At 66.7% G+C, this 26,850-nt stretch carries 19 protein-coding genes; 14 read left to right on the top strand and 5 right to left on the bottom strand.

What is annotated here, in order from left to right:
* The first annotated feature begins 57 nt into the window (after positions 1–57).
* The 6 genes from FHS02_RS01545 to FHS02_RS01520 all read left to right on the top strand — a co-directional run bounded on the left by FHS02_RS01545 (position 58) and on the right by FHS02_RS01520 (position 7,422).
* Positions 58–747, top strand: coding sequence for a response regulator transcription factor (locus FHS02_RS01545; protein ID WP_137312484.1), 690 nt, complete (start codon positions 58–60; stop codon positions 745–747).
* Between the two features lies 1 nt (position 748).
* Complete coding sequence (locus FHS02_RS01540) at positions 749–2,167, top strand: sensor histidine kinase (protein WP_137312483.1); 1,419 nt, start codon at positions 749–751, stop codon at positions 2,165–2,167.
* A 145-nt stretch (positions 2,168–2,312) separates the two neighbouring features.
* Complete coding sequence (locus FHS02_RS01535) at positions 2,313–3,545, top strand: ABC transporter substrate-binding protein (RefSeq protein ID WP_229422507.1); 1,233 nt, start codon at positions 2,313–2,315, stop codon at positions 3,543–3,545.
* A 117-nt stretch (positions 3,546–3,662) separates the two neighbouring features.
* Positions 3,663–4,262, top strand: a complete 600-nt coding sequence (locus FHS02_RS01530; RefSeq protein ID WP_137312481.1) for a TetR/AcrR family transcriptional regulator — start codon at positions 3,663–3,665, stop codon at positions 4,260–4,262.
* 182 nt (positions 4,263–4,444) lie between these two features.
* A complete protein-coding gene (locus FHS02_RS01525; protein WP_137312480.1) occupies positions 4,445–4,708 on the top strand; it encodes a hypothetical protein in 264 nt (87 codons plus the stop codon).
* Positions 4,705–7,422, top strand: a complete 2,718-nt coding sequence (locus FHS02_RS01520) for a glycoside hydrolase family 3 protein (protein WP_217496891.1) — start codon at positions 4,705–4,707, stop codon at positions 7,420–7,422. Before FHS02_RS01525 ends, FHS02_RS01520 begins: the two co-directional genes overlap by 4 nt.
* Before the next feature lie 4 nt (positions 7,423–7,426).
* Here the strand turns inward: FHS02_RS01520 and FHS02_RS01515 are convergent, their stop codons facing one another.
* Both FHS02_RS01515 and FHS02_RS31895 read right to left on the bottom strand, forming a co-directional pair.
* Positions 7,427–8,542: a porin gene (locus FHS02_RS01515; protein ID WP_137312479.1), complete on the bottom strand. Its 1,116-nt coding sequence runs from the start codon at positions 8,540–8,542 to the stop codon at positions 7,427–7,429.
* Positions 8,543–8,622: 80 nt separating this feature from the next.
* Positions 8,623–10,203: a methyl-accepting chemotaxis protein gene (locus FHS02_RS31895; protein ID WP_137312478.1), complete on the bottom strand. Its 1,581-nt coding sequence runs from the start codon at positions 10,201–10,203 to the stop codon at positions 8,623–8,625.
* A gap of 383 nt (positions 10,204–10,586) precedes the next feature.
* Between FHS02_RS31895 and FHS02_RS01505 the strand changes: the two genes are divergently transcribed.
* The 3 genes from FHS02_RS01505 (at position 10,587) to ppk2 (ending at position 14,073) form a co-directional block, all read left to right on the top strand.
* On the top strand, positions 10,587–11,918 hold the full coding sequence (locus FHS02_RS01505; RefSeq protein WP_137312477.1) for an MFS transporter: 1,332 nt from the start codon (positions 10,587–10,589) through the stop codon (positions 11,916–11,918).
* A 116-nt stretch (positions 11,919–12,034) separates the two neighbouring features.
* Positions 12,035–13,108, top strand: coding sequence for a patatin-like phospholipase family protein (locus FHS02_RS01500; protein ID WP_137312476.1), 1,074 nt, complete (start codon positions 12,035–12,037; stop codon positions 13,106–13,108).
* 44 nt (positions 13,109–13,152) lie between these two features.
* The gene (gene ppk2, locus FHS02_RS01495) at positions 13,153–14,073 is read left to right on the top strand and encodes a polyphosphate kinase 2 (protein ID WP_137312475.1); all 921 of its coding nucleotides are present in this window, start codon (positions 13,153–13,155) and stop codon (positions 14,071–14,073) included.
* Positions 14,074–14,168: 95 nt separating this feature from the next.
* On the opposite strand, the gene FHS02_RS01490 is transcribed toward ppk2, so the two are convergent.
* Positions 14,169–14,753 (bottom strand): hypothetical protein, encoded by a 585-nt coding sequence (locus FHS02_RS01490; protein ID WP_137312474.1) that lies wholly within the window; start codon positions 14,751–14,753, stop codon positions 14,169–14,171.
* Between FHS02_RS01490 and FHS02_RS01485 the strand changes: the two genes are divergently transcribed.
* The 3 genes from FHS02_RS01485 to FHS02_RS01475 all read left to right on the top strand — a co-directional run bounded on the left by FHS02_RS01485 (position 14,752) and on the right by FHS02_RS01475 (position 19,676).
* The gene (locus FHS02_RS01485) at positions 14,752–14,976 is read left to right on the top strand and encodes a hypothetical protein (protein ID WP_137312473.1); all 225 of its coding nucleotides are present in this window, start codon (positions 14,752–14,754) and stop codon (positions 14,974–14,976) included. The two genes, FHS02_RS01490 and FHS02_RS01485, sit on opposite strands and share 2 nt — an antisense overlap.
* A 150-nt stretch (positions 14,977–15,126) precedes the next feature.
* Positions 15,127–18,867 carry an SdrD B-like domain-containing protein gene (locus FHS02_RS01480; RefSeq protein WP_137312472.1) on the top strand — a complete coding sequence of 1,247 codons (3,741 nt, stop codon included), beginning with the start codon at positions 15,127–15,129 and terminating at the stop codon, positions 18,865–18,867.
* Positions 18,868–18,932: 65 nt separating this feature from the next.
* Positions 18,933–19,676 (top strand): PEP-CTERM sorting domain-containing protein, encoded by a 744-nt coding sequence (locus FHS02_RS01475; protein ID WP_137312471.1) that lies wholly within the window; start codon positions 18,933–18,935, stop codon positions 19,674–19,676.
* 73 nt (positions 19,677–19,749) lie between these two features.
* On the opposite strand, the gene yghU is transcribed toward FHS02_RS01475, so the two are convergent.
* Positions 19,750–20,586 (bottom strand): glutathione-dependent disulfide-bond oxidoreductase, encoded by an 837-nt coding sequence (gene yghU / locus FHS02_RS01470; RefSeq protein ID WP_137312470.1) that lies wholly within the window; start codon positions 20,584–20,586, stop codon positions 19,750–19,752.
* Positions 20,587–20,769: 183 nt separating this feature from the next.
* The gene (locus FHS02_RS01465; RefSeq protein ID WP_137312469.1) at positions 20,770–21,996 is read right to left on the bottom strand and encodes an ROK family transcriptional regulator; all 1,227 of its coding nucleotides are present in this window, start codon (positions 21,994–21,996) and stop codon (positions 20,770–20,772) included.
* 577 nt (positions 21,997–22,573) lie between these two features.
* Between FHS02_RS01465 and FHS02_RS01460 the strand changes: the two genes are divergently transcribed.
* Both FHS02_RS01460 and FHS02_RS01455 read left to right on the top strand, forming a co-directional pair.
* Positions 22,574–25,636 (top strand): TonB-dependent receptor, encoded by a 3,063-nt coding sequence (locus FHS02_RS01460; RefSeq protein WP_229422506.1) that lies wholly within the window; start codon positions 22,574–22,576, stop codon positions 25,634–25,636.
* A gap of 173 nt (positions 25,637–25,809) precedes the next feature.
* On the top strand, positions 25,810–26,784 hold the full coding sequence (locus FHS02_RS01455) for an IS1595 family transposase (protein ID WP_137312468.1): 975 nt from the start codon (positions 25,810–25,812) through the stop codon (positions 26,782–26,784).
* Positions 26,785–26,850: the final 66 nt, after the last annotated feature.

The following is a 26,850-nucleotide window of genomic DNA, read 5'->3' as shown; positions in this document are numbered from 1 at the left end:
TTGGATGTCGATCGCCCAAAAGTGGCCCGTTCGTTCATTTATTGTTAAACTCTTTTGATGCACATCCTGCTTGCCGAAGACGACCCCATCCTTGCCGACGCACTGTGCGCCCACCTGCGCGGCATGGGCTATACGGTCGAACATGCGCCGAATGGCCCGGTCGCCGAATACCTGCTGCAGCGGCAGCCGTTCGACCTGTCGATCCTCGACCTGGGCCTGCCGATGGTCGACGGTCTCACCGTGCTGCGCCACGTGCGCGCCACCAACCAGCAGATGCCGGTCATCGTGCTGACGGCGCAGGATGCGCTGGAAAGCCGCGTCGCCGGCCTCGATGCGGGCGCCGACGACTACATGACGAAACCGTTCGACTTTCCCGAGCTCGACGCCCGCGTGCGGGCACTGCTGCGCCGCGTCAGCGCCGGCAGCGGCAACTCCGAGCTGGGCTTCGGCAAGCTCGCCTTCGACCTGCGCACCCGGCGCGCCACGATCGCCGGCGAGCCGATCGAACTGAGCCCGCGCGAATGGTCGCTGCTGGAACTGCTGCTGGTGAACCGCGACAACGTGGTGACGAAGGAACAGATCAACGAAAGCTGGGCCAGCGACGGCGCCGGCACCGGCGCCGGCAACGCCATCGAGGTCTATATCCACCGCCTGCGGCGCCGGCTGGAAGGGTCCGGCCTGGATATCCGCACCGTGCGCGGCCTGGGCTACCTGCTCGAAGCGGACAGCCGCGCGGCACGCGCCTGAGATGGTCTCGCTGCAGCGCAAACTGCTGCTCTGGCTGCTGCTGCCGCAGCTGGTGCTGTGGGTGGCGGGAGGCTTTCTCACCTACCGGCTGGCCGCCACCTATGCGAACCGCGCGATCGACGCCAGCCTGGCCCAGGCATCGCGGGCGCTGCTGCGGCAGGTCAAACCCATCGAACAGGGCTTGCTGATCGACTTCCCGCGCGCCGCCCAGGATGTGCTCGAAGCGGACCCGCGCGATCCGCTGATGTATACGGTGAGCACGCCGCCCGGCCACTTCATCCTGGGCAACGAAAACCTGCCGGCGCCGCCGGCACGCCTCGGGCGCAAGCTCGACACTCCCTATTTCTACGACGGCGAAGTGGTGCCGCAGCCCGATCCCAGCGGCACGCCGAAGCAGATGCGCATCGCCGCCCTGTACGTGGCGTTCGGCGATGTCAGCGCGCCGCAGCAGACCATGCTGGTGCAGGTAGCGCGCAGCAGCGCCAACCGCGAGGAGCTGGCACGGGCGATCCTGGCCGACACGCTGCTGCCGCTGTCCGGCCTGGTGCTGCTGATGAGCGTGATCGTGTGGGCCGGCATCCGTGCCGGGCTGGCGCCGCTGGCGCGGCTGCGCCGCGAAGTGGAGAGCCGCGCCCCGGGCGACCTGACGCCGCTCAAGCTCGACCTGGCGCCCACCGAACTGCGCTCGCTGGCCGGCGCCCTGAACGATCTGCTGGCATCGGTGCGCCACCACGTGGGCGCGCAGCAGCGTTTCATCGCGGATGCGGCGCACCAGCTGCGCACCCCGCTGGCCGGCCTGAAGAGCCAGACCAAACTGGCGCTGGAAGCGGCCGGCGACGAGGCCCAGCGTACCCGGCTGGACATGGTGCACCAGAGCGCCACCCGCAGCGCCCACCTGGTGGCCCAGCTGCTGACCCTGGCCCGTGCCGAGCCGGGTGCGGCGGCGCTGGAACGCACCCGCTTCGACCTGCACCGCTTCGTGCGCGAAGTGGCGGCGCACCTGGTGCCGCGCGCGCTGCGCTCGGGCGTCGACCTGGGCGTGGATGCGCCCGCCGGCGAGATTCCCGTCCATGCCAACGCGGCGCTGCTGCGCGAAGCGCTGACCAACCTGGTCGACAACGCGATCCGCTACGGCGGGCGCGGCGCGGAAGTAACGCTGCGGCTGCGGGCCGAAGGCGGCGCGCAGGACGGTGCCGCCGTGATCATGGTCGAGGACAATGGCCCCGGCATTCCCGCCGCCGACCGCGAACGCGTGTTCGAGCGCTTCGTGCGCGCCACCGAAGGCGGCGACGGCTGCGGCCTGGGCCTGGCGATCGTGCGCGAGATCATCGAGCGGCACCAGGGCACCGTGACGCTGGGCGACGCCGAACCGCGCGGCCTGCGCGTGACGATCCGCCTGCCGCGCCAGGCGCAGCCATGATCCCCCTGCAGCCATGAGAACCCTGCCGCCATGCAAACCGCGCCTCGCAGCAATGTTGCTCGAAAAATGGGGTCCGTCCCCATTTTTCGAGCAACATTGCCGCCATGCCGTTGCCCCGGCGCGCCTTGCGGTCGTCGTACTCGCCTTGCTGCACGCCGCCCTGCCCTGCCCGGCGCGGGCCGGCGAAGTGGAAGTGCTGCACTTCTGGGCCAGCGGCGGCGAGGCGCAGGCGGTGGCCCAGCTGAAGGCAACGCTGCGCGCGAACGGCCACACGTGGAAGGACTTCGCCATCGCCGATGGCGGCGGCGGGCTGGCCGTGCTGATGCTCGATTCGCGCGTGCGCTCCGGCAATCCGCCCACGGCCGCGCAGATCAAGGGGGTGGCGATCCAGGAATGGGCCCGCAAGGGCAAGCTGTCCGGCCTCGACGACGTGGCCGGCGCCGAGCGGTGGGATGCGCTGCTGCCGCGGCTGATCAGCGACACGATGAAGTACCGCGGCCATTACGTGGCGGCGCCGCTCAACGTGCACCGCGTGAACTGGCTGTGGATCAATGCCGACGTACTGCGCCGCGCCGGCGCCAAGGTGCCGGCGACCTGGGACGAATTCTTCGCCGCCGCCGAGGCGATCCGCAGGATCGGCGTCACGCCGGTCGCCTACGGGGGCCAGTCGTGGCTGGACCTGGGCACGTTCGAAAGCGTGGCGATCGGCGTCGGCGGCGTGGACTTCTACAAGAAGGCGTTCCTGGAACTGGACCCCGCGGCGCTGGCCAGTCCGGCGATGGAAAAAACGCTGGAAACCTTCAAGCGGCTGAAATCCTATACGGACCAGCGCAACATGGGCCGCGACTGGGTGGCGGCGACGGCCATGCTGAACCGCGGCGCGGCCGGCATGCTGATCATGGGCGACTGGGCCAAGACGGAAATGCTGGCCGCCGGCAAGCGGCCCGGCGTCGATATCCTGTGCGCGCCGACGCCCGGTTCGCGCGACGTGTTCAGCTTCGACATCGATTCGATCGTGCTGTTCGACGTCAGCGCGGAAAAGAAGCCGGCGCAGCGCGATCTGGCGCGCGCCGTGATGGGCCGCGATTTCCAGCAGGCGTTCAACCTGGCCAAGGGGTCGATCCCGGCCCGGCTCGACGTGCCGCTGGACCGCTTCGACGCCTGCGCGCGGCGTGCGCGGCAGGATTTCCAGCACAGCGCGAAACGGGGCACGCTGCTGCCCAGCCTCGCGCACGGCATGGCCCAGCCATCGCACACCGTCGCGCCGATGTGGGACGTGGTCCAGCAGTTCTGGCACCAGGACCGGATGACGGCGCGCGAAGCGATGGCCCGGCTGGCCGGGGCGGCCGGCCAGCGGCCCGCAACGGCACCGAAATGACCCGCCGACCGGCAGGCGAATTCAGCTACCGGCCGGAATCCTGACAGGCAGGCAAGCCGGGCCCCGGGCCGATGCCCGCCCGCTATACTGGGCGCCTTTCATCATTGCCGGAGCAGCATGCGCAGCAAGTCAGAAGAACGCCGTGTCCAGATCATGCGCGTGGCGGCGGATACCTTCAGCGAACTCGGCGTGGAGAACACGACGATGTCGGAGATCGTCGCCCGCATGGGCGGCTCCAAGGCAACGATCTACAACTATTTCCCTTCCAAGGCCGACCTGGTGCAGGCCGTGCTGGCACGGGAATCCGAGCTGAAGCTGCGGCAGGCGTTCATGGCCCTCGACCCGGACCTCCCGGCCGGCGACGCGCTGCACCGGTTTGGCCGCAACTACCTGCTGCACCTGCTCAGTCCGGACATGGTGTCGGTGCTGCGCATCGCCCTGCAGGACGGCGATCGCAGCGACGCCGGCCGGGTGTTCTATGCCACGGGTCCGGCGGCCGGCTGGCGCCTGATGCAGCAATATCTCGAACGCCAGGTGGCAGCCGGCGCGATCGTCCGGTGCGATGCGCGGGTCGCCGCCATGCACCTGAAAGGCCTGCTGCAAGGCGAACTGCTGGACCGGACGATGCTTGGTGAACCGGCGCCGCTTCCGGCCGGGATCGAAGCGGTGGCGGATCGCGCCATCGAAGTATTCCTGCGCGCTTATGCGCCCCGCTGAAGGCGCCCCTTCATTACCAGCAGGCAGCCGGCGGCCCGGCTGGCGCCACCAACACTTTACAAAACATTATTAACATTTTTGTTAAGGTATTAATCTTTCGTTTATACTGTACCGGCTGGTACAGATAAGACCTGCCGGCACGCGTGCGGCCGCGCGCTCTTACAACTCATCGAAAGATCACCATGAACATTCCACGCCTAGGCCAGTGGGGGCTTGCCAGCCTCCTCTGCGCACTGTCCGCGTACGCCGCGGCCGACACCAGGACCGCGGCCACCGATACCGCTGCCGCGCGAAAGGAACGCGCCGCCCGCGCCGACCATCTCGACAAGCAGAAAAAGCTGTTCGAGGAGAACCGCATCGGGTCCGACGCGCCGGCCCGTGAATCCGCGCCGGTCGTCGACCTGCCCCAGGAAGAGGCCGATGCGCCGGGAGCGGTCAAGCAATGAAGCCGATGACCGCCATTCCGCGGGCCCTGCCCTCGCTCGCCATCCTGTGCCAGGCCCTGCTGCCGGTATTCGCCAACGCCGCACCCTTGCAGGGACTGGAAGTCGAAGCGCGCGTGGGCGCGATGCTCGACAACATGACGCTGCAGCAGAAGTTCGAATTCATTCGCGTCAACGACGGCCGCATGCTGCCGCAGCTGCCGTCCCAGGGCCTGCCCGGCACGGTCGCCTACGATTCGTCGATGGGCGTGCACGTGGGCCTCGGCACCTTTGGCGCGCAGTACCCGTCGCAGTCGGCCCTCGCGGCGACCTGGAGCATCAATCGCGCGCAGCAGTTCGGCCTGGCGATCGGCTACGAGACCCGGCAGGCGGGTGCCCAGCAGATGCTGTCGCCCGGCCTGAACATGTACCGCACGCCGTACAACGGCCGCAATGCCGAGTACCTGAGCGGCGAGGACCCGTTCCTCGGCGCCGTGCTCGGGCCGGCGGTGGTCAACGGCATCCAGGCGCAGGGCATCCAGGCCGCGGCGAAGCATTACATCGCCAATGACCAGGAAGCCAACCGCCACCTGCTGGACGTGACGGTGGACGAGCGCACGCTGCGCGAAATCTACATGCCCGGCTTCGAATCGACCGTGAAGAACTCGGATCCCGCCTCCGTCATGTGCGCGTTCAACAAGATCAACGGCGAGTACGGCTGCGAGAGCCATCACCTGATCACCGGCGTGCTGAAGGGCGAATGGGGCTTCCGCGGTTTCGTGATGAGCGACTTCAACTCGATCCACCATGCGCAGAAGGCGGCCTGGGCCGGTACCGACCTGGACATGCCGAGCGCCCTCGCCTACACCGATGCCGTGATGTATGACCTGGTGTACAGCAACCAGGTGCCGATGAACGTGCTGGACGACAAGGTGCGCCGCAACCTGCGCGCGATGGTCAGCTACGGATTCGACAAGGGATTGCCCACTCCGACGGCGCTCGACACCGCGCATGGCGACGCCGCGTCGCTGGCGGTGGCGCGCGAAGGCATCGTGCTGCTGAAGAACGAAGGCGGCAAGAACGGCTCGCAGCCGGTGCTGCCGCTGCCGGCCAACGCGCGGATCGCGGTGATCGGCGACCTCGCCCGCCAGGCGCCCGCCTCGCCGTTCGGTACCGCGTGGGCGCCGCCGAACCGCTACATCACCGAAGTCAGCGGCCTGCAGCAGCTGAACGTGGACACGGCCAACGTTTCCTTCATCTCCTCGATGTCGCTGGATCCGGCAACGGCGGTCTGGTACCAGCCCGGCTCCACGCCGGCCGCCCTGCAACCGGGCCTGAAGGCCGAGTACTTCGCCAACACGGAACTGAGCGGCACGGCGGCCGTGACGCGTGTCGAACCGGGCGTGGCATGGGACTTCATCCGGGGCACCAACACCACGGCCGGCGGCGCCACCGCGATTGCCGGATTCAATCCGGCGGCAGGCGCCTTCTCGGCCCGCTTCACGGGCACGGTCCGGCCCACGGTGACCGGCGAGCACGTGTTCAAGGTACGCGCCGACGGCGCCTTCCGGCTGTGGGTGAACGGCGAGCTGGCGATCGATTTCGACGGCACGCCGGTGGCGGGGGACGTCGTCAACGCCATGAGCGTATCCGGCAAGACGGGCAGGCTGAAAGCCGGCGCGCTGTACAGCGTGAAGCTCGAATACCGCCGCACGACGGGCGCCTATTTCCCCGTCCTGGGCGGCATCAACGGCATCCAGATGAGCTGGGCGTCGCTGGCGGCGCCGGACAGCCTGGCAGGCTACGATGCCGTGGTGGTCGCGGTGGGCAAGAACGCCGAATACGAGGGCGAAGGCAGCGACGTGGCGTTCGACCTGCCGGAGTACCAGTCCGACATGATCGCCAACGTGGCGAAAGTCAACGCGAATACGGTGGTCGTCGTGCATGGCGGCGGTCCGTCCGCCATGCCGTGGTCGAACAAGGTCGCGGCGGCACTGCTGGCCTGGTATCCCGGCCAGTTCGGCGGCCAGGCGCTGGCCGAGATCCTGTACGGGAACATCAATCCGTCGGGCCGCCTGCCGGTCACGATCGGCCGCACGGCCGCCAGCTACCCGACCGCCGCGGGGTATGGCACGATCGCGCAATACCAGCCGTCGGGAACCTTCGCCGATGCCGCCACCAATCCGTCCAGGAAAACGCTGTCGTACTCGGAAGGCGTGTTCATGGGCTACCGCGGCTTCGACAAGGCCGGCACCGCGCCGCTGTATCCGTTTGGATCCGGCCTGTCGTACACGACGTACACCTACGGCGACCTGAAACTGTCGAGCAGCAAACTCGCAGCGGGTGCCACGGTCGAGGCCACCTTCACGCTGACCAATACGGGCACGCGCGCCGGCTATGAAGTTGCGCAGCTCTACGTGCGCCCCGCCGCCGCGGCGGTCTCCCGGCCGAAACAGGAGCTGAAGGGATTCGCCAAGGTGTTCCTGAAGGCCGGTGAAAGCAAGACCGTGACGATCCCCGTCGACGCCCGCTCGCTGGCGTATTACGCCGCGGGTGCGGGGGCCTGGCAGGTCGACGCGGGCAGCTATGCGATCCGTGTCGGCAGCTCGTCCGCCACCCTGCCCCTGGAAGCGAAGCTGACAGTGGCGGGCGCCATGCAGCTGTCGACCGGTTCGTCCAACCCGTTGCCGGCACCGCTGCGCGAAGCCGTGAAAGTCCCCGCCGGGCGCGCCTACTGATCCGTCAGAACAGGTGCCGCAGGCCGGTCATCACGCCGGTCTGCGCCTTGCCAGGGCCGGCGGTGCCGCCCGCGTCGAGCGCGATCGCGGCGGCACCGTCGTTGTCCATCCGCCCCACCGCGCAGTAGACGGCGGTGCGGGTGGACAGCAGGTACGTCAGCCGCGTCACAACCATGGTCGAATCGTCGCCGCTGCGCTTTACATCCTTCCTGGCCACCTGCGCATCCAGCACCAGGAAGGCGCTGAGCGGATGGCTGGCGCCCAGGTAAGCCATGGTCGATTCCGTCACGCCCGTGGCGGCGCTGGTCTTGCGCAACATCACGCCGCCGCCCAGCTTCGTGGCGCCGAACAGGTAGTAGCCGTTGACCATGGCGCGCCGGTCGTAGTGGCCGCTGCCGGCCAGGCCGCCCCCTGCGCCGGTGCCGCCGAACAGCTTGTCGTACGACACGTTGATGCCGTAGCCCTTCATTTCGTAGCCCAGCAGCGCCGTGTACTGCCGGCACGCCCTGGCGTCCGCAGCCGATTCGCCGGCGCAGCCCGTGGCGGCGGGTCCGCCCGCGCTGGAAGTGTCCCGCCCCAGGCTGTACGTGGCACCGGCGACGATGCCGTCGAAGTTGCCCAGGTAACCGATCGCGTTGTCGCTGCGGGCATTTGGAATATACGGGTCGATGCTGCCGATCGCGAACAGGTTCGGTCCCAGCACGTCCGACTTCAGCGTGGCGTGGAAGGTCATGTTCGCCTGCCGGCCCAGCGTCAGCGTGCCCCAGCGGCCCTTCAGGCCGACCGACGCCTGCCGGCCGAACAGCCGGTTGCCCTGGCCCATCGCGCCGCTGTCCGGCGCAATGCCGCTCTCCAGCGTGAAGACGGCGGCCAGGCCGTTGCCGAGTTCCTCGGTGCCGCGAAAGCCGATCCGCGACGGCAGCGATCCGGTCAGCGACGGCATCTTCGTGACGGCGTCGCCGGCGGCATTGGCATTTGTCACGCGGGTCACCGCGGTATCGAGGATGCCGTAGACGGTGACGCTCGATTGCGCCTGTGCGGCGCCCGCGGCCAGTGTACCCAGCGCCAGCGCCAGTGCGGCGTGCAGGCGGCGTGCGGGCTGATTCGGTTTGTGTTGCATGATGGTCCCCTTCGTGTTCGTCTGTGCCGGGCCGTCTGTGGCGAGCGTGTTTGCCGAGAGTCTGTGCCGGGCGTGTCCGCCTAGCGTGGCAGTCGTGGCAGTTGCGGCGCGCCGGCGCGGCTGCCATCGAGCACGAACACCTGCACGGATGCCAGCAGGCTGTCGGTACGGTGCCGCATCGATTCGGCCGCGGCGGCCGCCTCTTCCACCAGCGCGGCGTTCTGCTGCGTCACATGGTCCATCTGCGTGACGGCCTGGTTGATCTGGTCGATGCCCAGCGTCTGCTCGCGGCTGGCCGAATCGATGTCGTGCATCAGCGTCGCCACCTGCCGGATCCCGGCCAGCACTTCTTCCATCGTCCTGCCCGCCTGGTGCGCGTAATCGTTGCCCGCCGCGACCTTGCTGGCGGAATCCTCGATCAGCGCCTTGATCTCGCGCGCGGCGGTGGCCGAGCGCTGCGCCAGGTTGCGTACTTCGCTGGCGACGACGGCGAAGCCGCGGCCCTGCTCGCCGGCGCGCGCCGCTTCGACGGCCGCGTTCAGCGCCAGGATATTGGTCTGGAACGCGATCCCGTCGATCACGCCGGTAATGTCGGCGATGCTGCGCGACGCTTCGCTGATGGCGGCCATCCGGTCGACCACCTGGGCCACTTCGGCGCCGCCCTTTTCCGCCACCTTCGCGGCGCCCTGCGCCACGGCCAGCGCGCTGTGCGCCGTGTCCGCGCTCTGGCGCACGGCACTGGTCAGCTCTTCCATCGACGACGCGGTTTCTTCCAGCGAACTGGCCTGTTCCTCGGTGCGCGACGACAGGTCCAGCGTGCCGCTGGCGATTTCCTGCGCGGCGCCGGCAATCGCGTCCGCATCGGCACGCACGCCGTGGACGATGCGGGCCAGCGACGCGTTCATCGAGCCCAGCGCCGCCATCAGCTGGCCGGTCTCGTCGTTCCGGTCGGCATCGATGGTGCGGCTCAGGTCGCCCGAAGCGATCGTTTCAGCCACCTGCACCGCCGCGCGCACGGGCCGGGTGATGCCGCGGCCGATCCAGTAACCCAGCGCCGCGGCCAGGGCCAGGCCCGTCAGCGACAGCGCCACGATCAGCACGCGGCTGTGGCGGTAGCCCTGCTCCGCTTCGTCGACCGATTTGAGCATCAGCACGCCGCCCAGGTCGACCAGCGTCGAGACGTGTTTCTCGTACGTGGCCAAATTGGCCGACAGGCTGCCCAGCAGCAGTGCCGCCGCCGCATCGCGTTCGCCGCGCTCCAGCAGGCCGAGGTAGGCGTCGCGGTCGGCGCCGTAGCGCTGCCGCGCCCCGTCGATCGTGCCGACCAGGTCGCGCGCCTTTTGCGCCGTGATCTTCTGCGCGAAGTCGCCCAGCAGCTTCACCGCTGCCGCATCCGATGCCGCAAGCAGCGCGCGTTCCTGGCGCGCCTGGGCGGGGTCGGTGATCGCATACAGGTTGCGCAGGCTGGTGGAGGCATCCTTCACGGCCTGCCGCACGCTCGTCACGGTCTGCACCTTGCGGTACCGGTCGTTGACGATCAGGTCGATCTTGTCGTTCAGGCTGGCGAGCTGCCCCAGGCTGAACAGGGAAATGCCCGCCATGACGAGCAGCACGAGTCCGAAGGCGATGGCCAGGCGCTGGCCGATGGAGAGGTTTTTCATGTGATTGTGACAGCAGCGAACAGTAAATATGTCCTGAACTTTACATTGTTGCCGCACATCAATGCGCGAATCGCCGTCTGCCGGGGCCGAAAATGTCCCGGGTGATGCAGTCGTACAACGCCTGGCCGGGAGCCTTGGCGAAACGTCACCATCCCGGCCCTGTCACAAAAACTGTTCGATCACCGCACAAACGATTGCTAACCGAACGGCCGTTCAGTATAGTTGGCGCGCGTCTCCCGCCATCGCCGTTGCGGCCGGCCGGGGCCGCAACGTTATCGACCCGGTCGAAGACGGTCCTGCGTGCCCCTTGCGGCGGGCATCGGAACGAAGAAAGCGGCGTCCGCGCGCCCGGGGATTCACCAAGTACGCATCAAGGAGACTGCATGGAACATCAAGCGCTGGACGTCCGGGACCACATCAATTGCCGGAGCATGTCCAGATACCAGTGGCTGCTGCTCGGCCTTTGCTTCCTGATCGTCGCCACCGACGGCATGGACGTGGCGATCATGGGCTTCCTGGCCCCGGACATCATTGCCGAATGGGGCATTTCGCGTACCGCGTTCGGGGTGGCGATGAGCGCCACCCCGGTCGGCCTGGCCATCGGGGCGCTGTTCGTCGGCCCCATGTCGGACCGCTGGGGACGCAAGCGGATGCTGCTCGGCGCCGTGGCGCTGTTCGGCATCTTCAACCTGCTGAGCGCGGCCGCGGACAATATCGTCGTGCTCGGCCTGCTGCGCTTCCTGACCGGCCTGGGCCTGGGCGCCGCAATGCCGTGCTGCACCACGCTGCTGTCCGAATACGTGCCGGAGCGCTCGCGCAGCACGCTGCTGGCGGTGATGTTTACCGGCTTTAACCTGGGCTCGGCGCTGATCGGCTTTGCCGCGGCGGCGCTGCTGCCGACGTACGGCTGGCGCACCATGCTGATGGTGGGCGGCGCGATCCCCCTGCTGTGCCTGCCAATCTACATGTGGCTGCTGCCGGAATCGGCGCGCTTCATGGTGGTGCGCAAGATGGCGCCGGCAAGGATCGCGCAGACGCTGCGCCGCGTGTGCGGCGGCGACTTCACCGACACGACCCGCTTCCACGTCAGCGAACCGCCGGTGGCGGCCGGCCACCCGGTGGCCACGCTGGTCTCGCCCACGTATAAATCGATGACGCTGTCGCTGTGGACCACGTACTTCATGGGGCTGCTGGTGATCTACCTGCTGGGCGGCTGGCTGCCGACGCTGATCCGCGATGCCGGCCTGCCGATCGAACGGGCCGCCAGCCTGACCGCGCTGTTCCAGCTGGGCGGTACCGTCGGCGCACTGGTCGTCGGCTTCTACATGGACCGCTGGCGCGCCAACCGCGTGATCGGGCTGGCCTACGGCGGCGGCGCCATCTTCATCCTGGCACTGGCGGCCAGCGACATCCACTCGGCGATGTTCACGCTCTTCGTGATGCTGGCCGGCTTCTGCATGAACGGCGCCCAGACCGGCATGACGGCCTTCGCCCCGGCCTGCTACCCCACGGCGGTGCGCGCCACCGGCGTTTCGTGGATGCTGGGCATCGGCCGCTTCGGCAGCATCCTCGGCTCCTTCCTCGGCGGCGTGCTGCTGTCGATGGGCTGGGGCTTCTCCGCCGTGATCGCGATCCTCGGCATTCCGGCCGCCATCGCCGGCCTGGCGATCCTGCTGGTGCATGCCGGCGCACGCAATACGCCGAAACCGGCCTGACGGCCCCTGGCCGGCGGCGCCATGCGTGCCGCCGGCTGATCCGTAGCGCCGGAAGTTCGCGAAACCCCCTACAGTGTTGGCAGGGGCCGTTCCTGGCCCAGCTACTTCGAAGGGGAATGCAATTGCTGATCACCACCAATAAAACAGTCAGCCTCGCCCTGCAGGGCGGAGGCACCTACGGCGCCTTTACCTGGGGCGTGCTGGACCGGCTGCTCGACGAAGAGCACCTCGTCATCGATTCGCTGACCGGCAGCAGCGCCGGTGCCATCAATGCCGTGGTCATGGCCGACGGCCATGCCTTCGGCGGCGGCCGGCGCGGCGCGCAGGCCGCGCTGCGCCGCTTCTGGACCACGCTGGGCAAGGTATCGCTGATGAGCCCGTTGCAACGGTCGCCCGTCGACCGCCTCACCGGCCGGTGGGTGATGGATTACACGCCGGCGTATCACCTGATGGAAATGATGGGGGCGATCATCGGCCCGGTGGCCAACCTGCCCGTCACCATCAACCCACTGAAGCAGTTCCTCGCGACGATGATCAACTTCGAACGGGTGCGCGGCTGCGAGGAATTCGAATTGTTCATCGGCGCCACCAACGTGCGCACCGGTACCGGCAAGATCTTCACGCGCAAGGAGCTCGACGTACAGCGGCTGATCGCCTCGGCGTGCCTGCCGACCGTTTTCGCCGGCGTGGAAATCGACGGCGAGGTCTACTGGGACGGCAGCTATGTCGCCAACCCGCCCCTGTTCCCGCTGCTCGAACGGCCGGCGCGCGACGTGATCGTCGTGCAGATCAACCCGATCAACCGTAGCGACCTGCCGCGCAGCCAGGCCGACATCGCCAACCGCTCGAATGAAATCGCGTTCAATATCGCGTTCGTCCGGGAAATCAGCTCGCTGTACCATATCCAGCATCTCGCCGAGGAAGAACGGGCGGCGCGCGTGGCCGCCAGTGCCACCCGCCTGCACCTGATCAGCGGACTCGATACGCTCGTCGACAGCGGCATATCGAGCAAGTTCAATTCCGAGCTGCCTTTCCTGGAATCGCTGCATGCGCAAGGCGTCGAGGCGGCCGAAACATGGCTGCGCGAGCACGGCCGCGACCTGGGGCACAGGACCACGCTCGACCCGGCCCGCATCTTCGCCGCCGACATCGTCACCGAACGCCGCGAGTCATCGGCCTGTCACGTTTGATCCGTAGACTGCGGCACCATCATCCCTTGTAGCCGGAGTACCGAATGTTGCAGAACGACCCGCAAGACGTCAGCCACCGCGTGCAGCGCGACATCGACGACAGCTACGACGAGGAGCTGGAACTGGAACTGGACGACCGCGATCTCGATCCCGACACGCTGCTGCCGCAGGCAGGCCGCAGCGACGAGGAGAAGGATGCGCGCCGCGCCTATTTCCGCGAGCTGTTCCGGCTGCAGGCCGAGCTGGTGAAATTGCAGGACTGGGTGGTCCACACGGGCCACCGCGTGGTGATCCTGTTCGAGGGCCGTGACGCGGCCGGCAAGGGTGGCGTGATCAAGCGCATCGCCCAGCGCCTGAATCCCCGCGTCTGCCGCGTGGTCGCCCTGCCGGCGCCGAACGACCGCGAACGCACGCAGTGGTATTTCCAGCGCTATGTCTGCCACCTGCCGGCGGCCGGCGAGATCGTGCTGTTCGACCGCAGCTGGTACAACCGCGCCGGTGTCGAACGGGTGATGGGATTCTGCACCGACGAAGAGTACGAGGAATTCTTCCAGACCGTGCCCGGGTTCGAGCGGATGCTGGCCCGTTCCGGCATCCAGCTGATCAAGTACTGGTTCTCGATCTCGGACGAGGAACAGAATGCCCGCTTCCTGTCGCGCATCCACGATCCGCTGAAGCAGTGGAAGCTGTCGCCGATGGACCTGGAATCGCGCCGCCGCTGGGAAGAATATACGAAGGCGAAGGAAATCATGCTGGAGCGCACCCACATCCCCGAGGCGCCGTGGTGGGTGGTGCAGGGCGTGGACAAGAAAAAGGCGCGGCTGAACTGCATCGCCCACCTGCTGGCGCAGATTCCGTACGTGGAAGTGGAACGGCCGGCCATCGCGCTGCCGGAGCGCGAATACCACGAGGACTACGTGCGCCGCCCGGTACCGGCCGAGATCATCGTGCCGGAGATTTACTAAGGCTTTTTACGTCCGGGTGATCGCGGCAATGCCAGGGCAACGCCGCATGCAGGTCAAGCAGGCCGCTTGCTGCGATAGCACCCGGCCGTCACCGCTCAATTGATGGCGCGTTTTTCGCCGCCCGGCGTGTGGTGCCAGGTCGGCCATGCATCGTCGCGCGGCAGGCCCGGCAACTGCGGCAGCGCGCGTGGCTGCGGAAGCGGCTGGGGCTCCGGCCGGGCCAGCGCCATCGTCAATGCACTGATCACTTCTTCCTTGCCCTGCAGGCGTGCACGCCACGTCACGTCGGCCGCCTGCCGCGCGGCCTTTTCCAGCTGGGCGATTCGTTCCAGCAGCACGATGCGGTGCTCGCAGGCTGCCAGGCGCTCGCGCAGCACGGCCATCTCGGCGCTTTCCGCAACCTGCCCCGCCACCTGCCCGGCTACCGGCGCCGCACCGTCGACCTGGCGCAATACCGCCTGGATCGCCATGTCGGTCGCCGCCGGCGATGCGCCCGGCGCACCCGGTTCCTCGCGCCGGCCGATCTGGCCGTAAGCCCGCGCCAGCGCGGCGGAGTCGATCTTCAGCGCACCGTCGGCCGTGAACACCTTTTCCAGCCGGCCCTTTTCCAGGTCGCGGTAGATGGAAGCGCGGCTGCGGCGCGCAAGACGGGCGGCTTCGGTAACGGTCAGGAGTGCCATGGGTTCGCTCGACGGTCAAAGGACCGATGATGACGGCCAGATGACATTTCGTCAAGGCACTAACTTTCCCCATTCCATTTTTGGCTCCCCAGTCATGCTACTCATGCAACGTCACGACGCTTTTCGTCCTGGACGCAACACATTCAATAAATCAAATGAAACTATTTTTGCAATTACCAAACATTTATTTACTGTTGTTACTATTTGGATCAAAGTGCTGTAGAATGAGCAACATAAATAGCTGAGCGGCATCAAAACCCCGCCCGGCACCTTTCCCGGCAGAAGCTGTACCAAGCACCTGTACCGCCTCCCAGGGTCACCCCGTCCGCCGCGCCATCCAAGCAATGCGCAGCCGGACATCGGAGCACACTGCATGAGCGATATCGCACTCTTCAGCACCATTCACGTCGACGAAGACACCTCGTCGACCGTTTCACTGCGCGACATCCTGGCCCAGGCCGGATACCGGACGAGCACCGCCCTGACCGTCGAGATGTACGAGACCGAACTGCCGAACGGCGAATGGGCCAGCGGCGATACGCCACTGCTCGGCATGAGCGACAGCGAACACCTGTACGTCCGTCCAGGCGGCTGGGAGAAGGACTACAACGGCGAATTCTATACGTACCAGTTCCTTGTCGAGGACAAGGCGAACGGTAATTACCTGACGCTGGAAATCCGCGTGGTCGTCGATCCGGTCAACGATGCGCCGGCCGGCGCCGACCGCGACTTCGACCTGGCGAACCGCGAACCAGTGGTGCTGGGCACTGCCGATTTCGGCTTCGTGGACGCGGTCGAAGGACATGCCTTCCAGTCGATCATCGTCGAATCGCTGCCGGCCGACGGCACGATCCTGCTGAATGGCGCGGCCGTCACGAAGGGCAGCGAGATTGCCGCCGCCGATATCGCCGCGGGCAAGCTGTCGTTCGTGCCGGGCGCGACGTCGGGCGGCATCGTCGAGCTGGGCTTCCACGTGCGCGACAACGGCGGCACGACCGGTACCGGCGCGCAGGACACCAGCGTGGCCACGAACTACCTGTCGTTCAAGGTTCCCGTGCCGGAAATCACGCCGGAAGAACCAGGCAATCCGGGCAGCGGCGCGCCCACGCTGGCAAAGATCGGCGACACCGTCTGGGAAGACAATAACGGCAACGGCATCCAGGATGCCGGCGAAGCTGGCATCGCCAATGTCAGCGTCGACCTGCGCGACGCTGCCGGCAACGTCATCACGACCACCCAGACGGACGCCAACGGCCAGTACAGCTTCTCGATCGGCACCGGCACCTACACCGTGGCGATCACCGCGCCGAAAGGCTATATCGCCACCGACAAGGGCGTGGGTTCGAACGGCGCCGTGGACAGCGACATCGATGCCAGCGGCCTGACCGGTGGCATCACGGTGGCCAAGGGCGATGTGTACGACACCGCCGACGCCGGCCTGTACCGCCATGCCAGCATTTCCAGCACCGTCTGGAACGATACCGACGGCGACGGCACGCTCGACGCCGGCGAGAGCGGCATCGGCAATGTTTCGGTCTCGCTGCTCGACGCGAACGGCGGCGTCGTCGCCACCGCGCGCACCGATGCCGCTGGCCACTACCAGTTCGGCGACCTGAAGCCGGGCACCTACAGCCTGAAATTCGATGCCGCCACGCTGCCGCAAGGCGTGACGTTCGCCGCCGGCAACGGCAGCACCGCCCAGGTGACGCTGTCTTCCGGCCAGAACGCCGTGTTCGAAGCGCCGGCCAACACGCAGCTCGGCAAGATCGCCAGCACCGTCTGGGAAGACAGCAATGCCAACGGCGTACAGGACAGCGGCGAAGCCGGCGTGGCCGGCGCCACCGTGTCGCTGATCGATGCCAAGGGCAACAAGGTCGCCACCGCCACCACCGACACGCTGGGCAACTACACGTTCACCACCGCCGTGGGCAACTACTCGGTGCAGGTGGCCAAGCCCGCCAGTTACGTGTTTACCAGTCAGAACACCGGCAGCGATTCGCTCGACAGCGACGTCGACGCGAGCGGCACGTCCGCCACGTTCGCCGTGACCGCGGGCACCACCATCGATCCGGCCGACGCGGGCGTGTACCGCACCGCCTCGCTGGGCAGCAAGGTGTGGTTCGACTGCGACGGCGACGGCATCCAGGAGACCGGCGAAAGCGGCGTCCAGGGCGCCAAGGTCACGCTGCTGGACTCGACCGGCACCGCGATCGCCACCACCATCACCAATGCCAGCGGCGACTACGCGTTCACCGGCCTGAAGCCGGGCACCTACAGCGTGAAGTTCGACACGACGGCACTGCCGACCGGCTACTACGTGACGAAGCAGAATGCCGGCAGCAACGATGCGCTGGACTCCGACATCGACGCCACTGGCCTGTCGCAGAAGGTGACGCTGGTTTCCGGCGAAAACAACACGTCGGTCGACGCCGGCGTGGCGCAGAAGGGCTCGATCGGCGACCGCGTCTGGCTGGACAGCGATGCCGACGGCATCCAGGACAGCGGCGAGTGCGGCGTGGCCAACGTGGTCATGACGCTGACCGACGCCAGCGGCGCCGTCGTCGCCACCACGAAGACCGATGCGAACGGCAACTACAAGTTCAGCGTGGCGGCCGGCACCTACAGTGTCGGCATGAAGACGCCGGACGGCTACGGTGTCACCAAGCAGTACGCCACCAGCGGCAGCTACGACAGCAACGCCGCCGCCAACGGCAGCCTGGGCTCCGTGACGGTCAAGGCAGGCGAAGCGGTAACCTCGCTCGACGCCGGCCTGACGCAGACCGGCATCCGAAGCACCGTGTGGGAAGACAGCGATTTCGATGGCGTGCAGGACAAGGGCGAAGCCGGCATCGGCGGCGCGACCGTCAAGCTGTACGACGCCAACCACGTACTGAAAGCCACCACGGTCACCACGGCCGACGGTACCTATGCCTTCGACAAACTCGCCGCCGGTTCCTACAGCGTCGAAGTGACGCGTCCGACCGGCTACTTCACGACCAAGGCGAACGTGGGCCTGGACAGCACGGATTCGGACTTCACGAACCTGTCCGGTTCGACGACGGTCGCCGGCAGCGGCGTGTTCAAGCTGGCCGCCGGCGAGCTGAAGACCGACGTGGACGCGGGCCTGTACCGCAAGGCCAGCATCGGCGACAAGGTATGGCGCGATGGGAACCACAACGGCGTGCAGGACCTGGGCGAGGAAGGCATCGGCAAGATCAAGGTCATGCTGTTCAACGCCACCACCAACACCCAGGTGGCCGTGACCACCACCACCAGCACGGGCAGCTACGCGTTCAGCAACCTCGATCCGGGCAGCTACTACCTGAAATTCGACAAGAGCAACGTCTACTTCACCGACTCGAAGGGTTACACCTACTCGATGAACGACTGGAAGTGGGGCGTGCAGAACACCGGCACGAACGACCTGGTAGACAGCGATGTGAAGGGCGACGGCATCAGCAAGGTCGGCCTGACGCAGACCGATGCGACGTTCCTGTCGTCCGGCGAGAACGACCGCAGCTGGGATGCGGCGATCACGCCGATCGCCATCGACCTCGACGGCAACGGCATCCAGACGATCGCCCGCGGCGACTTCGCCGGCAGCTTCGACCTGCTGGGCACCGGCAGCGCGATCAAGTCCGGCTGGCTGTCTTCCGGCGACGCGTTCCTGGCGATCGACACGAACGGCAACGGCAGCATCGACGACATCTCCGAACTGTTCGGCGGCGCCACCAAGGGCAGCGGCTTCGCGAAACTGTCGTCGTTCGACAGCAATGGCGACGGCTTCGTGACGGCCGGCGACGCGCAGTTCGATACGCTGACGCTGTGGCGGGACGCCAACAGCAACGGCGTCACCGACGCGGGCGAACTGGTCACCCTGGCCCAGGCCGGCGTGACGTCGCTGACGGTGTCGTACGAGGAACTGCCGTTCGTGGACGCCAGCGGCAACCTGCACCTGGAGCGCAGCAGCGCCGTCGTCAACGGGCAGCAAGTATCGATGACCGACGTGTACTTCAACGTCGATGCGGCCGACCTCGCCGCCGCCGGGATCGACGGCCTGAACATGGCCGAGCTAATCGGCCAGACCGGCACCGCGCCGTTCACCGTCGCCTGACCCACCATTGCATCCCGCGTGCCGGCGCCGCCGGCACGCTTCGACCAAGAATACGAAAGCACACCATGAAAACCATCTTCACCACGCTGTCCGCCGTCGCCATCGGCGCCGCCCTGTTCGCTCCTGCCTACGCCGTCGAAACGCCGGTCACCGTCACTGCCCAGGCGCACGATGTCCAGAAAACGGTAGTTGCCGCGTTCCCGACCCGCCGCGCCGGCACCTCCGTCAATGTGGAGACGTGGGACGTCTCCACCGCCACCGGCAGCCAGTTCCTGGCGCTGTGCATCGAGCCGGGCCAGGCGATGGGGAGCGGACCGCAGAGCTATGCAGCAAGCTCGTTCAGCTTTGCCACCGCGGCACGGCAAGAGTCGATCGAACGCCTGTATGGCCTGTACTACAACCAGATCAGCGGTGCGACCGAAGCATCGAAGGACCTGAGCCTGAGCTTCCAGCTGGCACTGTGGGAGCTGTACAACGACGACGCAACGCTCGCCAGCGGCACGATTGCGATGAACAATACCGTGACCACCAACTCCCTCGGCCAGAAGCGCGGCAACGGCGTCGGGGAATGGACGGGCGCGGACATCACCGTCAACGTCGCCAACGAGATGCTGGCCGCGGCCCAGAACAGCGACATCAAGTACACCCAGACGTACACGTTCACGCGTTACACGTCGGTCACCTCGCAGGACTTCCTGGTTGCCCAGGCCGACGCCGTATCGCCGGTACCGGAACCGTCGACCTACGCCATGCTGGGCCTGGGCCTGGCTGTGGTCGGCTTCACCGCGCGCCGCCGTTCGAAGCAGTAATGCCGACCTTCTTCCCCACGCGGGGATAAAAAAACGGGCGCCGCGGCGCCCGTTTTTCATTGCATCGCCGGACTCAATCCAGGTCGGACGCGTCGTGCCGCTCCGGCACGTGCCGCTCGCCCTGCAGCCGGTTGACGCGGCGCCCGCGCGCCACCGCCGGGCGCGCCGCCACCTCTTCCGCCCAGCGCCGCACATTGGTGTACTCGTGCACCGACAGGAACTCGCCGGCGCCATACAGCTCGCCCAGCGCGAGCAGGCCATACCACGGCCAGATCGCCATGTCGGCGATCGTGTAGTCGTCGCCGGCCACGAAGCGGTGGCTGGCCAGCTGGCGATCCAGCACGTCGAGCTGGCGCTTGGCTTCCATCGCATAGCGGTCGATCGGGTACTGCAGCTTCTCCGGCGCGTACGCGAAGAAATGGCCGAAGCCGCCACCGACGAACGGCGCCGAGCCCATCTGCCAGAACAGCCAGTTCAGCGTTTCCGTGCGCGCCCGCGTTTCGCCGGGCAGGAAGGCGCCGAATTTTTCGGCCAGGTACACCAGGATCGAGCCGGATTCAAACACGCGCAGCGGTGTTTCGCCGCTGTGGTCGACCAGCGCGGGAATCTTCGAATTGGGATTGATGTCGACGAAGCCGCTGCCGAACTGCTCGCCTTCGCCGATGCGCACCAGCCACGCGTCGTATTCGGCGCCGGCATGGCCCAGCGCCAGCAGTTCTTCCAGCAGGATCGTGACCTTCTGGCCGTTCGGCGTGCCCAGCGAATACAGCTGCAGCGGGTGCCGGCCCACCGGCAGCTCGCGGTCGTGGGTGGCGCCGGCCACCGGGCGGTTGATGCTGGCAAAGGTGCCGCCGGACGCGGCGGGCGGCGTCCACACGGCCGGGGGCACGTATTTCGGGGTTTCACTCATGCGCTTTTCTCTCCTGTACGGGTCATGGCCGCGCCGGTCGGTGGCGACCGCGCAGCGCAGGGACGACTAGTTTGGCATGGCTGGAAAAAACGCGTACGGCGGCGCCCGATTTTTGGCGTCGCCGCGGCTTTCGGCGCCTTTGCGTTTCCTTTGCATTTCCCTCGCGGTTGCCTTGCGACTGCCCTACGCCGCGCGCTCGGCGCTGCGCTCCAGCGTTTGCAGGTCGAGCGGCCGCGTGAGGCGGTAGCGCGCCAGTGCCGCGGCGCCGACGGCGACGGCGTCGGCACCGAAGTGCGAGATACGGATCTCCGGCGGCGTCAGCATCGCCGCCTCCGCATAGCCGGCCAGCACCCGGCGCGCCGGCCCGGTCAGCGCGTCGCCGAGCCGCAGCGCGGGCCCGCCGATGACGATCGCCATCGGGTCGAAACCGGCCCACAGGTTGTTCAGCAGGATGCCCAGCTGGCGCCCGGCCGCGTCGACGGTGGCACAGGTCGACGGCACGCGATCGGCGACCCGCTTGTACAGCCGTTCCAGCGCCGCGTAGCTGGGCCGTTCGTCGCCCAGCAGCGCGGCCAGGCCGATCAGCGCATCGGCGCAACCTCGCCGGCCGCACGTGCACGGCGGCCCGTCGGCCTGCAGGATCGCGTGGCCGACCTCGCCGCCGAAGCCGCGCATGCCGGTCAGCAGCCGGTCGCTGACGATGATGCCGGCCCCGACGCCGTAGCTGATCGACAGGTAGATCAGCGGGTCGCCGGCGGTTTCGCGGGAAAACTCGAACTCGGCCAGCGCCGCCACGTTGGCCTCGTTCTGCATGTACAGCGGCAGGCCTTGCAGCACGGTGCCGGCGAAATGCGCCTCGACCTGGGTGCGCACGTCGACATTGCGCCAGCCGAGGTGGGGCGCGTGGCGCAGCACGCCGGTGTTTTCATCGACGGCGCCGTGCAGGCCGATGCCCGCCCCCAGCACCTGCCGCGTGCCGCCGGCGGCGGACGGGCGCGCCAGCCGGCGCGCCTGCCGCACCATGGCCTGCGCCGCCAGGCGGATGCACGACGCCGGGTCGTGCGCGTCGTCGTAATCGATCACGCGCGCATCGAGCACTTCGCCCAGCAGGTTGGTGGCCACCACGCGGGCTTCGTCGACGCCCACCTCGGCGCCGATCAGCGCCAGGCGGGACGGGTCCAGGTGCAGCGGCGTGGCGCGGCGCCCCACTTCCCCCGTCACCAGCAGCGCGCGCTCGGTCAGCCAGCCTTCGTCCATCAGTTCGCGCACCAGCTGGCTGACGGTGGATTTCGTCAGCCGCAGCTCGTCCGACAGCGCCGCGCGCGACAGGCCGGGCTGCGTGCTCACCTGGCGCACCAGCGCCATCCGGTTCAGTTGTTTCAGGAGTTGCTGGTCACCGGTAACGGGCATGGCGGATCTGGGTCGATTGCAGTGGGCGGATTATGCAGCACCGGGACCGCCATTGCCAAAAAATGCCCGCGCAATCCGCTGCGCGGTCCATGCCGCGCCGGCAACGTGTGGACACGTTTCCATCGAACGTTGGTTTTTTGCCTCACGCTGTGAATTTTTTGCAACGGATTCGGCGAAGGCGCCGGCTTGCCAATCGCCCACATGGGCGCCACCGCGATTTTTTGTTGCTGGTGGACACGTTTCCAGAAGTCGTTGATTTTGCTATGAAAACGATTTCTTGGAAACCGTTTTCCTTGCCATTACGTACGGTACGTATGACCGGATGATGACGTAAATGCCCGCCGATACAGGGTTTTTTACTGATTCAGGACACAATTTTATTTGTTCGCCCGATTGACCAATTACCGCAATTTTCTTACTCTTGTGTAAATTCCGCCGGTCGGCAATGCTGCAAAGACAGCATGCGGCCAGCTGAAGTCCCGCGGTGATCGGAACGCAGGGACATGTGAATTTGGCAAGACCAATGACGCCGCCCCCTGCCCCCGGACGCGGCGTTCCACACCAGAGAGGAGACACCGTGCTGTACAGATCCAAGGGTTCCATGGAACTCAATGCTTTCCCCAACACCAGGCATCGCCTGATCGCCATCGCCGTCGCCGGGGCTTGCGCCACGCTGATGGCGCCGGCATTCGCGCAGGACGCTACCCAGGCAGCACCCGCCGCAGCCCAGGCTGCCACCGGACCATCGGCCCAGGAGGCCGCCAGCAACGTGGCCGGCAATGTGGCCGACCCCAGCGCACCCGCTACCGTCGTCGTCAAGGGCATCCGCGCCTCGATGCAATCGACGCTGAACCTGAAGCGCAATTCCGACGGTATCGTCGACGGCATCGTGGCCGACGACATCGGCAAGTTCCCCGATACCAACCTGGCCGAATCGCTGCAGCGCATTTCCGGCGTGTCGATCGACCGCAACCGCGGCGAAGGCTCGCAGGTCACGGTGCGCGGCGTGGGTCCGGACCTGAACATGGTGCTGCTGAACGGCCGCCAGATGCCCACCTCGAACCTGGGCGACCTGGCCGGCCGCGCGTTCGACTTCTCGAACCTGGCTTCGGAAGCCGTGTCGCAGATCCAGGTGTACAAGAGCTCGCGCGCCGACACGCCGCCGGGCGGCATCGGCGCCACGCTGAACATCATGACGGCACGCCCGCTCGAACTGGGCAACATGGCCAGCATCGGCGGCAAGGTGGTCTACGACACGTCGAACGACAACCTGCCGCAGGAAGACGCTGCCAAGCGCTCCTACACGCCGGAAGTCTCGGGGATCTACAGCACGACCTGGGGCGACGGCAAGTTCGGCGTGTCGGTCAGCGCCAGCTACCAGGAGCGTAACCTGGGCGTGAACCAGGCGCAGATCACCAACGGCTGGAAAGGCCCGTACACGGCGAACCAGACCGGCGTGACCGGCGTGATCCCGCTGCCTGGCGCGCCCGGCTCGGAAAACATCACGAACCGCCCGGACGGCAGCGACGTGTATTCCGTACCGCAGAATATCTCGTACTTCATGCGCGGCTCGCAGCGCCAGCGCACCAACGGCCAGCTGACGTTCCAGTTCCGCCCGAACAAGGACCTGACCACGACGCTGGACTACACCTACTCGCTGAACAAGGTGCAGACCAAGTACCACGAGCTGTCGGCCTGGTTCAACCACGGCCCGTCCGTCTCGAGCTGGACCGACGGCCCGGTGGCGGCACCGATCTTCTACCAGGAGAACGTGTCCAACCAGGACATCAGCATGAACGGCGGCGACTTCGCCACCAAGTCCGAGAACAAGTCGCTGGGCTTCAACACGCAGTGGAAGGTGTCGAACGACCTGCGCCTGACGTTCGATGCGCACCATTCGACCGCCACGTCGCAGAAGGACAGCCCGTTCGGCTCGAACAACGACCTGGCCACCGTCAGCTTCAGCCGCGGCAACACGCGTGTACTGTTCGGCAACGAGATCCCGGTGCTGTCGATCGAGGGTGCCGACTTCAACCGCGCGCCGATGCAGGTGTCCGGTTCCTGGTTCCAGGATGGCTACCAGCGCATGGAGATCGACCAGGCACAAGCCGGCGGCCGCCTGAAGCTGTGGGAAACCTCCGAGCTGAACTTCGGCCTGTCGCTGACCAACGTGAAGAACCGCTCCGCGTTCCAGCAGGTACAGAGCGATTCGTGGGGCGGCGCCACGTCGCCGGCGGACTACCCGCAATCGATGTTCCGCCCGGATTCGCTGGGCCAGTACTTCGACAAGCTGGGCGGCCACGACAACCCGGCCCTGTTCCAGCAGATCCACCTGTTCGACTTCGCGGCGATGCGCCAGCGCGTATCGGATGCGACCGGCAAGCCGGAGCTTTACCTGCCAAGCCTGGCCAGCCCGGACTACGACCGCCGCACCACGGAAAAGAGCCGCGCGCTGTACTTCCAGCTCAATACCGAGTGGGACACGGCGATGCCGATGCACACCGGTATCGGCTTCCGCTACGAAAAAACCGACGTGCTGTCGACCGCGCTGTCGCAGACGGTGGCCGGCGTGAACTGGGTGGCGCAGAACGAACTGCCATTCGTCTTCTCCGGCAAGGAATTCACGAGCCTGCAGGGCAAGTACCACCACATCCTGCCGAGCCTCGACTGGGACATGAACGTGCGTGACGACTTCAAGGTCCGCGCCAGCTATGGCCATACGATCGGCCGTCCGCGCTACGACCAGATCCAGGGCGGCACCAACATCAGCCCGACCGGCAACATCAACTACGGTACCGGCACGCGCGGCAACCCGGCGCTGGAACCGGTCAAGTCGAAGAACCTGGACCTGTCGGCCGAGTGGTACTACTCGCCGCAGAGCACCGTTTCGCTGGGCCTGTTCCACAAGTCCCTGTCGAACTACGCGGGCCAGAGCGTGAACATGGAAACGTCGCCGAACGTGACGACGCCGGTGGGCGGCGCCTACTGGAACGCGGCGCTGGCGTCGGGCTGCATCAATACCGACACCACCTGCATCCGCAACTACATCTTCCGCAACTTCAACGGCCAGCAGGGCGTGGTACAGGGCGCGGACAATGCGGCCGGCAATGCCACCGGCACGATCGCGGGCATCGCCGGCAATCCGCTGGTGCAGTACCAGATCACGTCGTTCGTCAACGAGAAGTCGGCCAACGTGAAAGGCGCGGAAGTCAACTGGCAGCACATGTTCGGCACCAGCGGCTTCGGCATCCAGGCCAACTACACGTACGTGAAGTCGAACCTGAGCTTCGACAACGCGAGTTCGGGCAACCAGTTCGCGCTGGTCGGCTTGTCGGATTCGGCCAACGTGATCGGTATCTTCGAGAACGACAAGTGGTCGATTCGCGCCGCGTACAACTGGCGCGACAAGTTCCTGACCTCGGTCACCGACCAGGCTGGACCGAATCCGCAGTACGTGGAACCGTATGGCCAGGTCGACCTGTCGATCGGCTACAACCTGACGAAGAACCTGACGCTGCAGTTCGAAGGCATCAACCTGAACGACGAAACGCAGCGCGTGCATGGCCGGCACGAGATGATGGTGCTGTCCGCCACGCAAGGCGGCCCGCGCTACATGGTCGGCGCGCGCTACAAGTTCTGATGTAGAACGGGACTTACAACGGGATCGTGGGGCGCCGCAGCTGGCGTCCCGTGTCCAAACGGGCTGCCTGCGGGCGGCCCGTTCTTTTTGGGGCTCTGTCACCCGAACCTGTGGGGTGAACTGAACCATTCGCCACCATTGCTGTCTCATCCGTATTGACGATGGAGGCGGCGATGCACGACGGCGTTTTCAATAGCTTGCTGGAACGATTGCGCGGGCAACTCGACGGGTTCTCCGGCGCCCAATTGACGACACTGCGTGCCCTGCTCGAGCCGGCCTCGTCACTGGCAACCTGTCTGGAACTGATCGAGAAGTTCGGCCAGCCCTGCGATCGTTGTCCGCATTGCGCGGCGATCCACATCCACCGTCATGGCAGCACTGGCGGCCTGCAACGCTACCGCTGCCTGACATGCCGCCGTACCTTCAATGCGTTGACCGGCACACCCTTCGCTTTCCTGCGCCTGCGCGGCAAATGGCTACCTTTCCTGCAGGCTGTGCTGGATTCACGCACGGTCCGGAACGCCGCCGATACCACGGGCATCCACCGCAATACCAGCTTTCGCTGGCGCCATCGTTTCATGGGCGGCGCACGGCACGACCGGCCACCCCGGCTGCAAGGCATTGTCGAGGCGGATGAGACCTATCTGCTCGAATCGCAAAAGGGCAGCCGGCACCTGGACCGGCCCGCGCGCCGGCGTGGCGGCAAGGCCAGGCGGCGCGGCATTTCGAACGAACTCGACTGCATTCTGGTAGCGCGCGACCGGGACGGGAAAACCCGGGATTTCGTTTGCGGCCGTGGCCCGGTGACGGCGCGCCAGCTGGCGTTCCACCTGCCCCCCATACTGGCCGCCGATGTCTTGCTGGTGTCGGACAGCGCTGCCGCTTACCGAACGTTCACACGCCAAGCCGGCATCCTGCACGAAGCAGTCAACCTGAGGGCAGGCGTGCGCGCCCGGGGTGCCATCCACCTGCAGCACGTGAATGGCTATCACAGCCGCTTCCATGGCTGGCTGTCGCGGTTCAATGGCGTGGCGAGCAAATATCTGCCGAACTACCTGGGCTGGCGCCATGGCCTCGACGGGCAACGCTGGCTGGCTCCGGCAGACTGCCTGATCGCCGCGCTGCGCGGCAATGATGCTCTTTCTTGATGACCTGGCGAAACTTCCACAGGCTCGGGTGACAGCGCCCTTTTTTGGCTCTGTCACCCGAACCTG

This window comes from Pseudoduganella umbonata (genome assembly GCF_014192225.1).
Classification (GTDB): Bacteria; Pseudomonadota; Gammaproteobacteria; order Burkholderiales; family Burkholderiaceae_D; genus Rugamonas; species Rugamonas umbonata.
This window is presented reverse-complemented; position numbering and strand designations above follow the sequence as displayed.

Excerpts from the sequence above, each read along its gene's own strand:
- FHS02_RS01545 (WP_137312484.1), top strand. The coding sequence starts at position 58 with ATGCACATCCTGCTTGCCGAAGACGACCCCATCCTTGCCGACGCACTG.
- FHS02_RS01540 (WP_137312483.1), top strand. The coding sequence starts at position 749 with ATGGTCTCGCTGCAGCGCAAACTGCTGCTCTGGCTGCTGCTGCCGCAG.
- FHS02_RS01530 (WP_137312481.1), top strand. The coding sequence starts at position 3,663 with ATGCGCAGCAAGTCAGAAGAACGCCGTGTCCAGATCATGCGCGTGGCG.
- FHS02_RS01525 (WP_137312480.1), top strand. The coding sequence starts at position 4,445 with ATGAACATTCCACGCCTAGGCCAGTGGGGGCTTGCCAGCCTCCTCTGC.
- FHS02_RS01520 (WP_217496891.1), top strand. The coding sequence starts at position 4,705 with ATGAAGCCGATGACCGCCATTCCGCGGGCCCTGCCCTCGCTCGCCATC.
- FHS02_RS01515 (WP_137312479.1), bottom strand. The coding sequence starts at position 8,542 with ATGCAACACAAACCGAATCAGCCCGCACGCCGCCTGCACGCCGCACTG.
- FHS02_RS31895 (WP_137312478.1), bottom strand. The coding sequence starts at position 10,203 with ATGAAAAACCTCTCCATCGGCCAGCGCCTGGCCATCGCCTTCGGACTC.
- FHS02_RS01505 (WP_137312477.1), top strand. The coding sequence starts at position 10,587 with ATGGAACATCAAGCGCTGGACGTCCGGGACCACATCAATTGCCGGAGC.
- FHS02_RS01500 (WP_137312476.1), top strand. The coding sequence starts at position 12,035 with ATGCAATTGCTGATCACCACCAATAAAACAGTCAGCCTCGCCCTGCAG.
- ppk2 (WP_137312475.1), top strand. The coding sequence starts at position 13,153 with ATGTTGCAGAACGACCCGCAAGACGTCAGCCACCGCGTGCAGCGCGAC.
- FHS02_RS01485 (WP_137312473.1), top strand. The coding sequence starts at position 14,752 with ATGGGTTCGCTCGACGGTCAAAGGACCGATGATGACGGCCAGATGACA.
- FHS02_RS01490 (WP_137312474.1), bottom strand. The coding sequence starts at position 14,753 with ATGGCACTCCTGACCGTTACCGAAGCCGCCCGTCTTGCGCGCCGCAGC.
- FHS02_RS01480 (WP_137312472.1), top strand. The coding sequence starts at position 15,127 with ATGAGCGATATCGCACTCTTCAGCACCATTCACGTCGACGAAGACACC.
- FHS02_RS01475 (WP_137312471.1), top strand. The coding sequence starts at position 18,933 with ATGAAAACCATCTTCACCACGCTGTCCGCCGTCGCCATCGGCGCCGCC.
- yghU (WP_137312470.1), bottom strand. The coding sequence starts at position 20,586 with ATGAGTGAAACCCCGAAATACGTGCCCCCGGCCGTGTGGACGCCGCCC.
- FHS02_RS01465 (WP_137312469.1), bottom strand. The coding sequence starts at position 21,996 with ATGCCCGTTACCGGTGACCAGCAACTCCTGAAACAACTGAACCGGATG.
- FHS02_RS01455 (WP_137312468.1), top strand. The coding sequence starts at position 25,810 with ATGCACGACGGCGTTTTCAATAGCTTGCTGGAACGATTGCGCGGGCAA.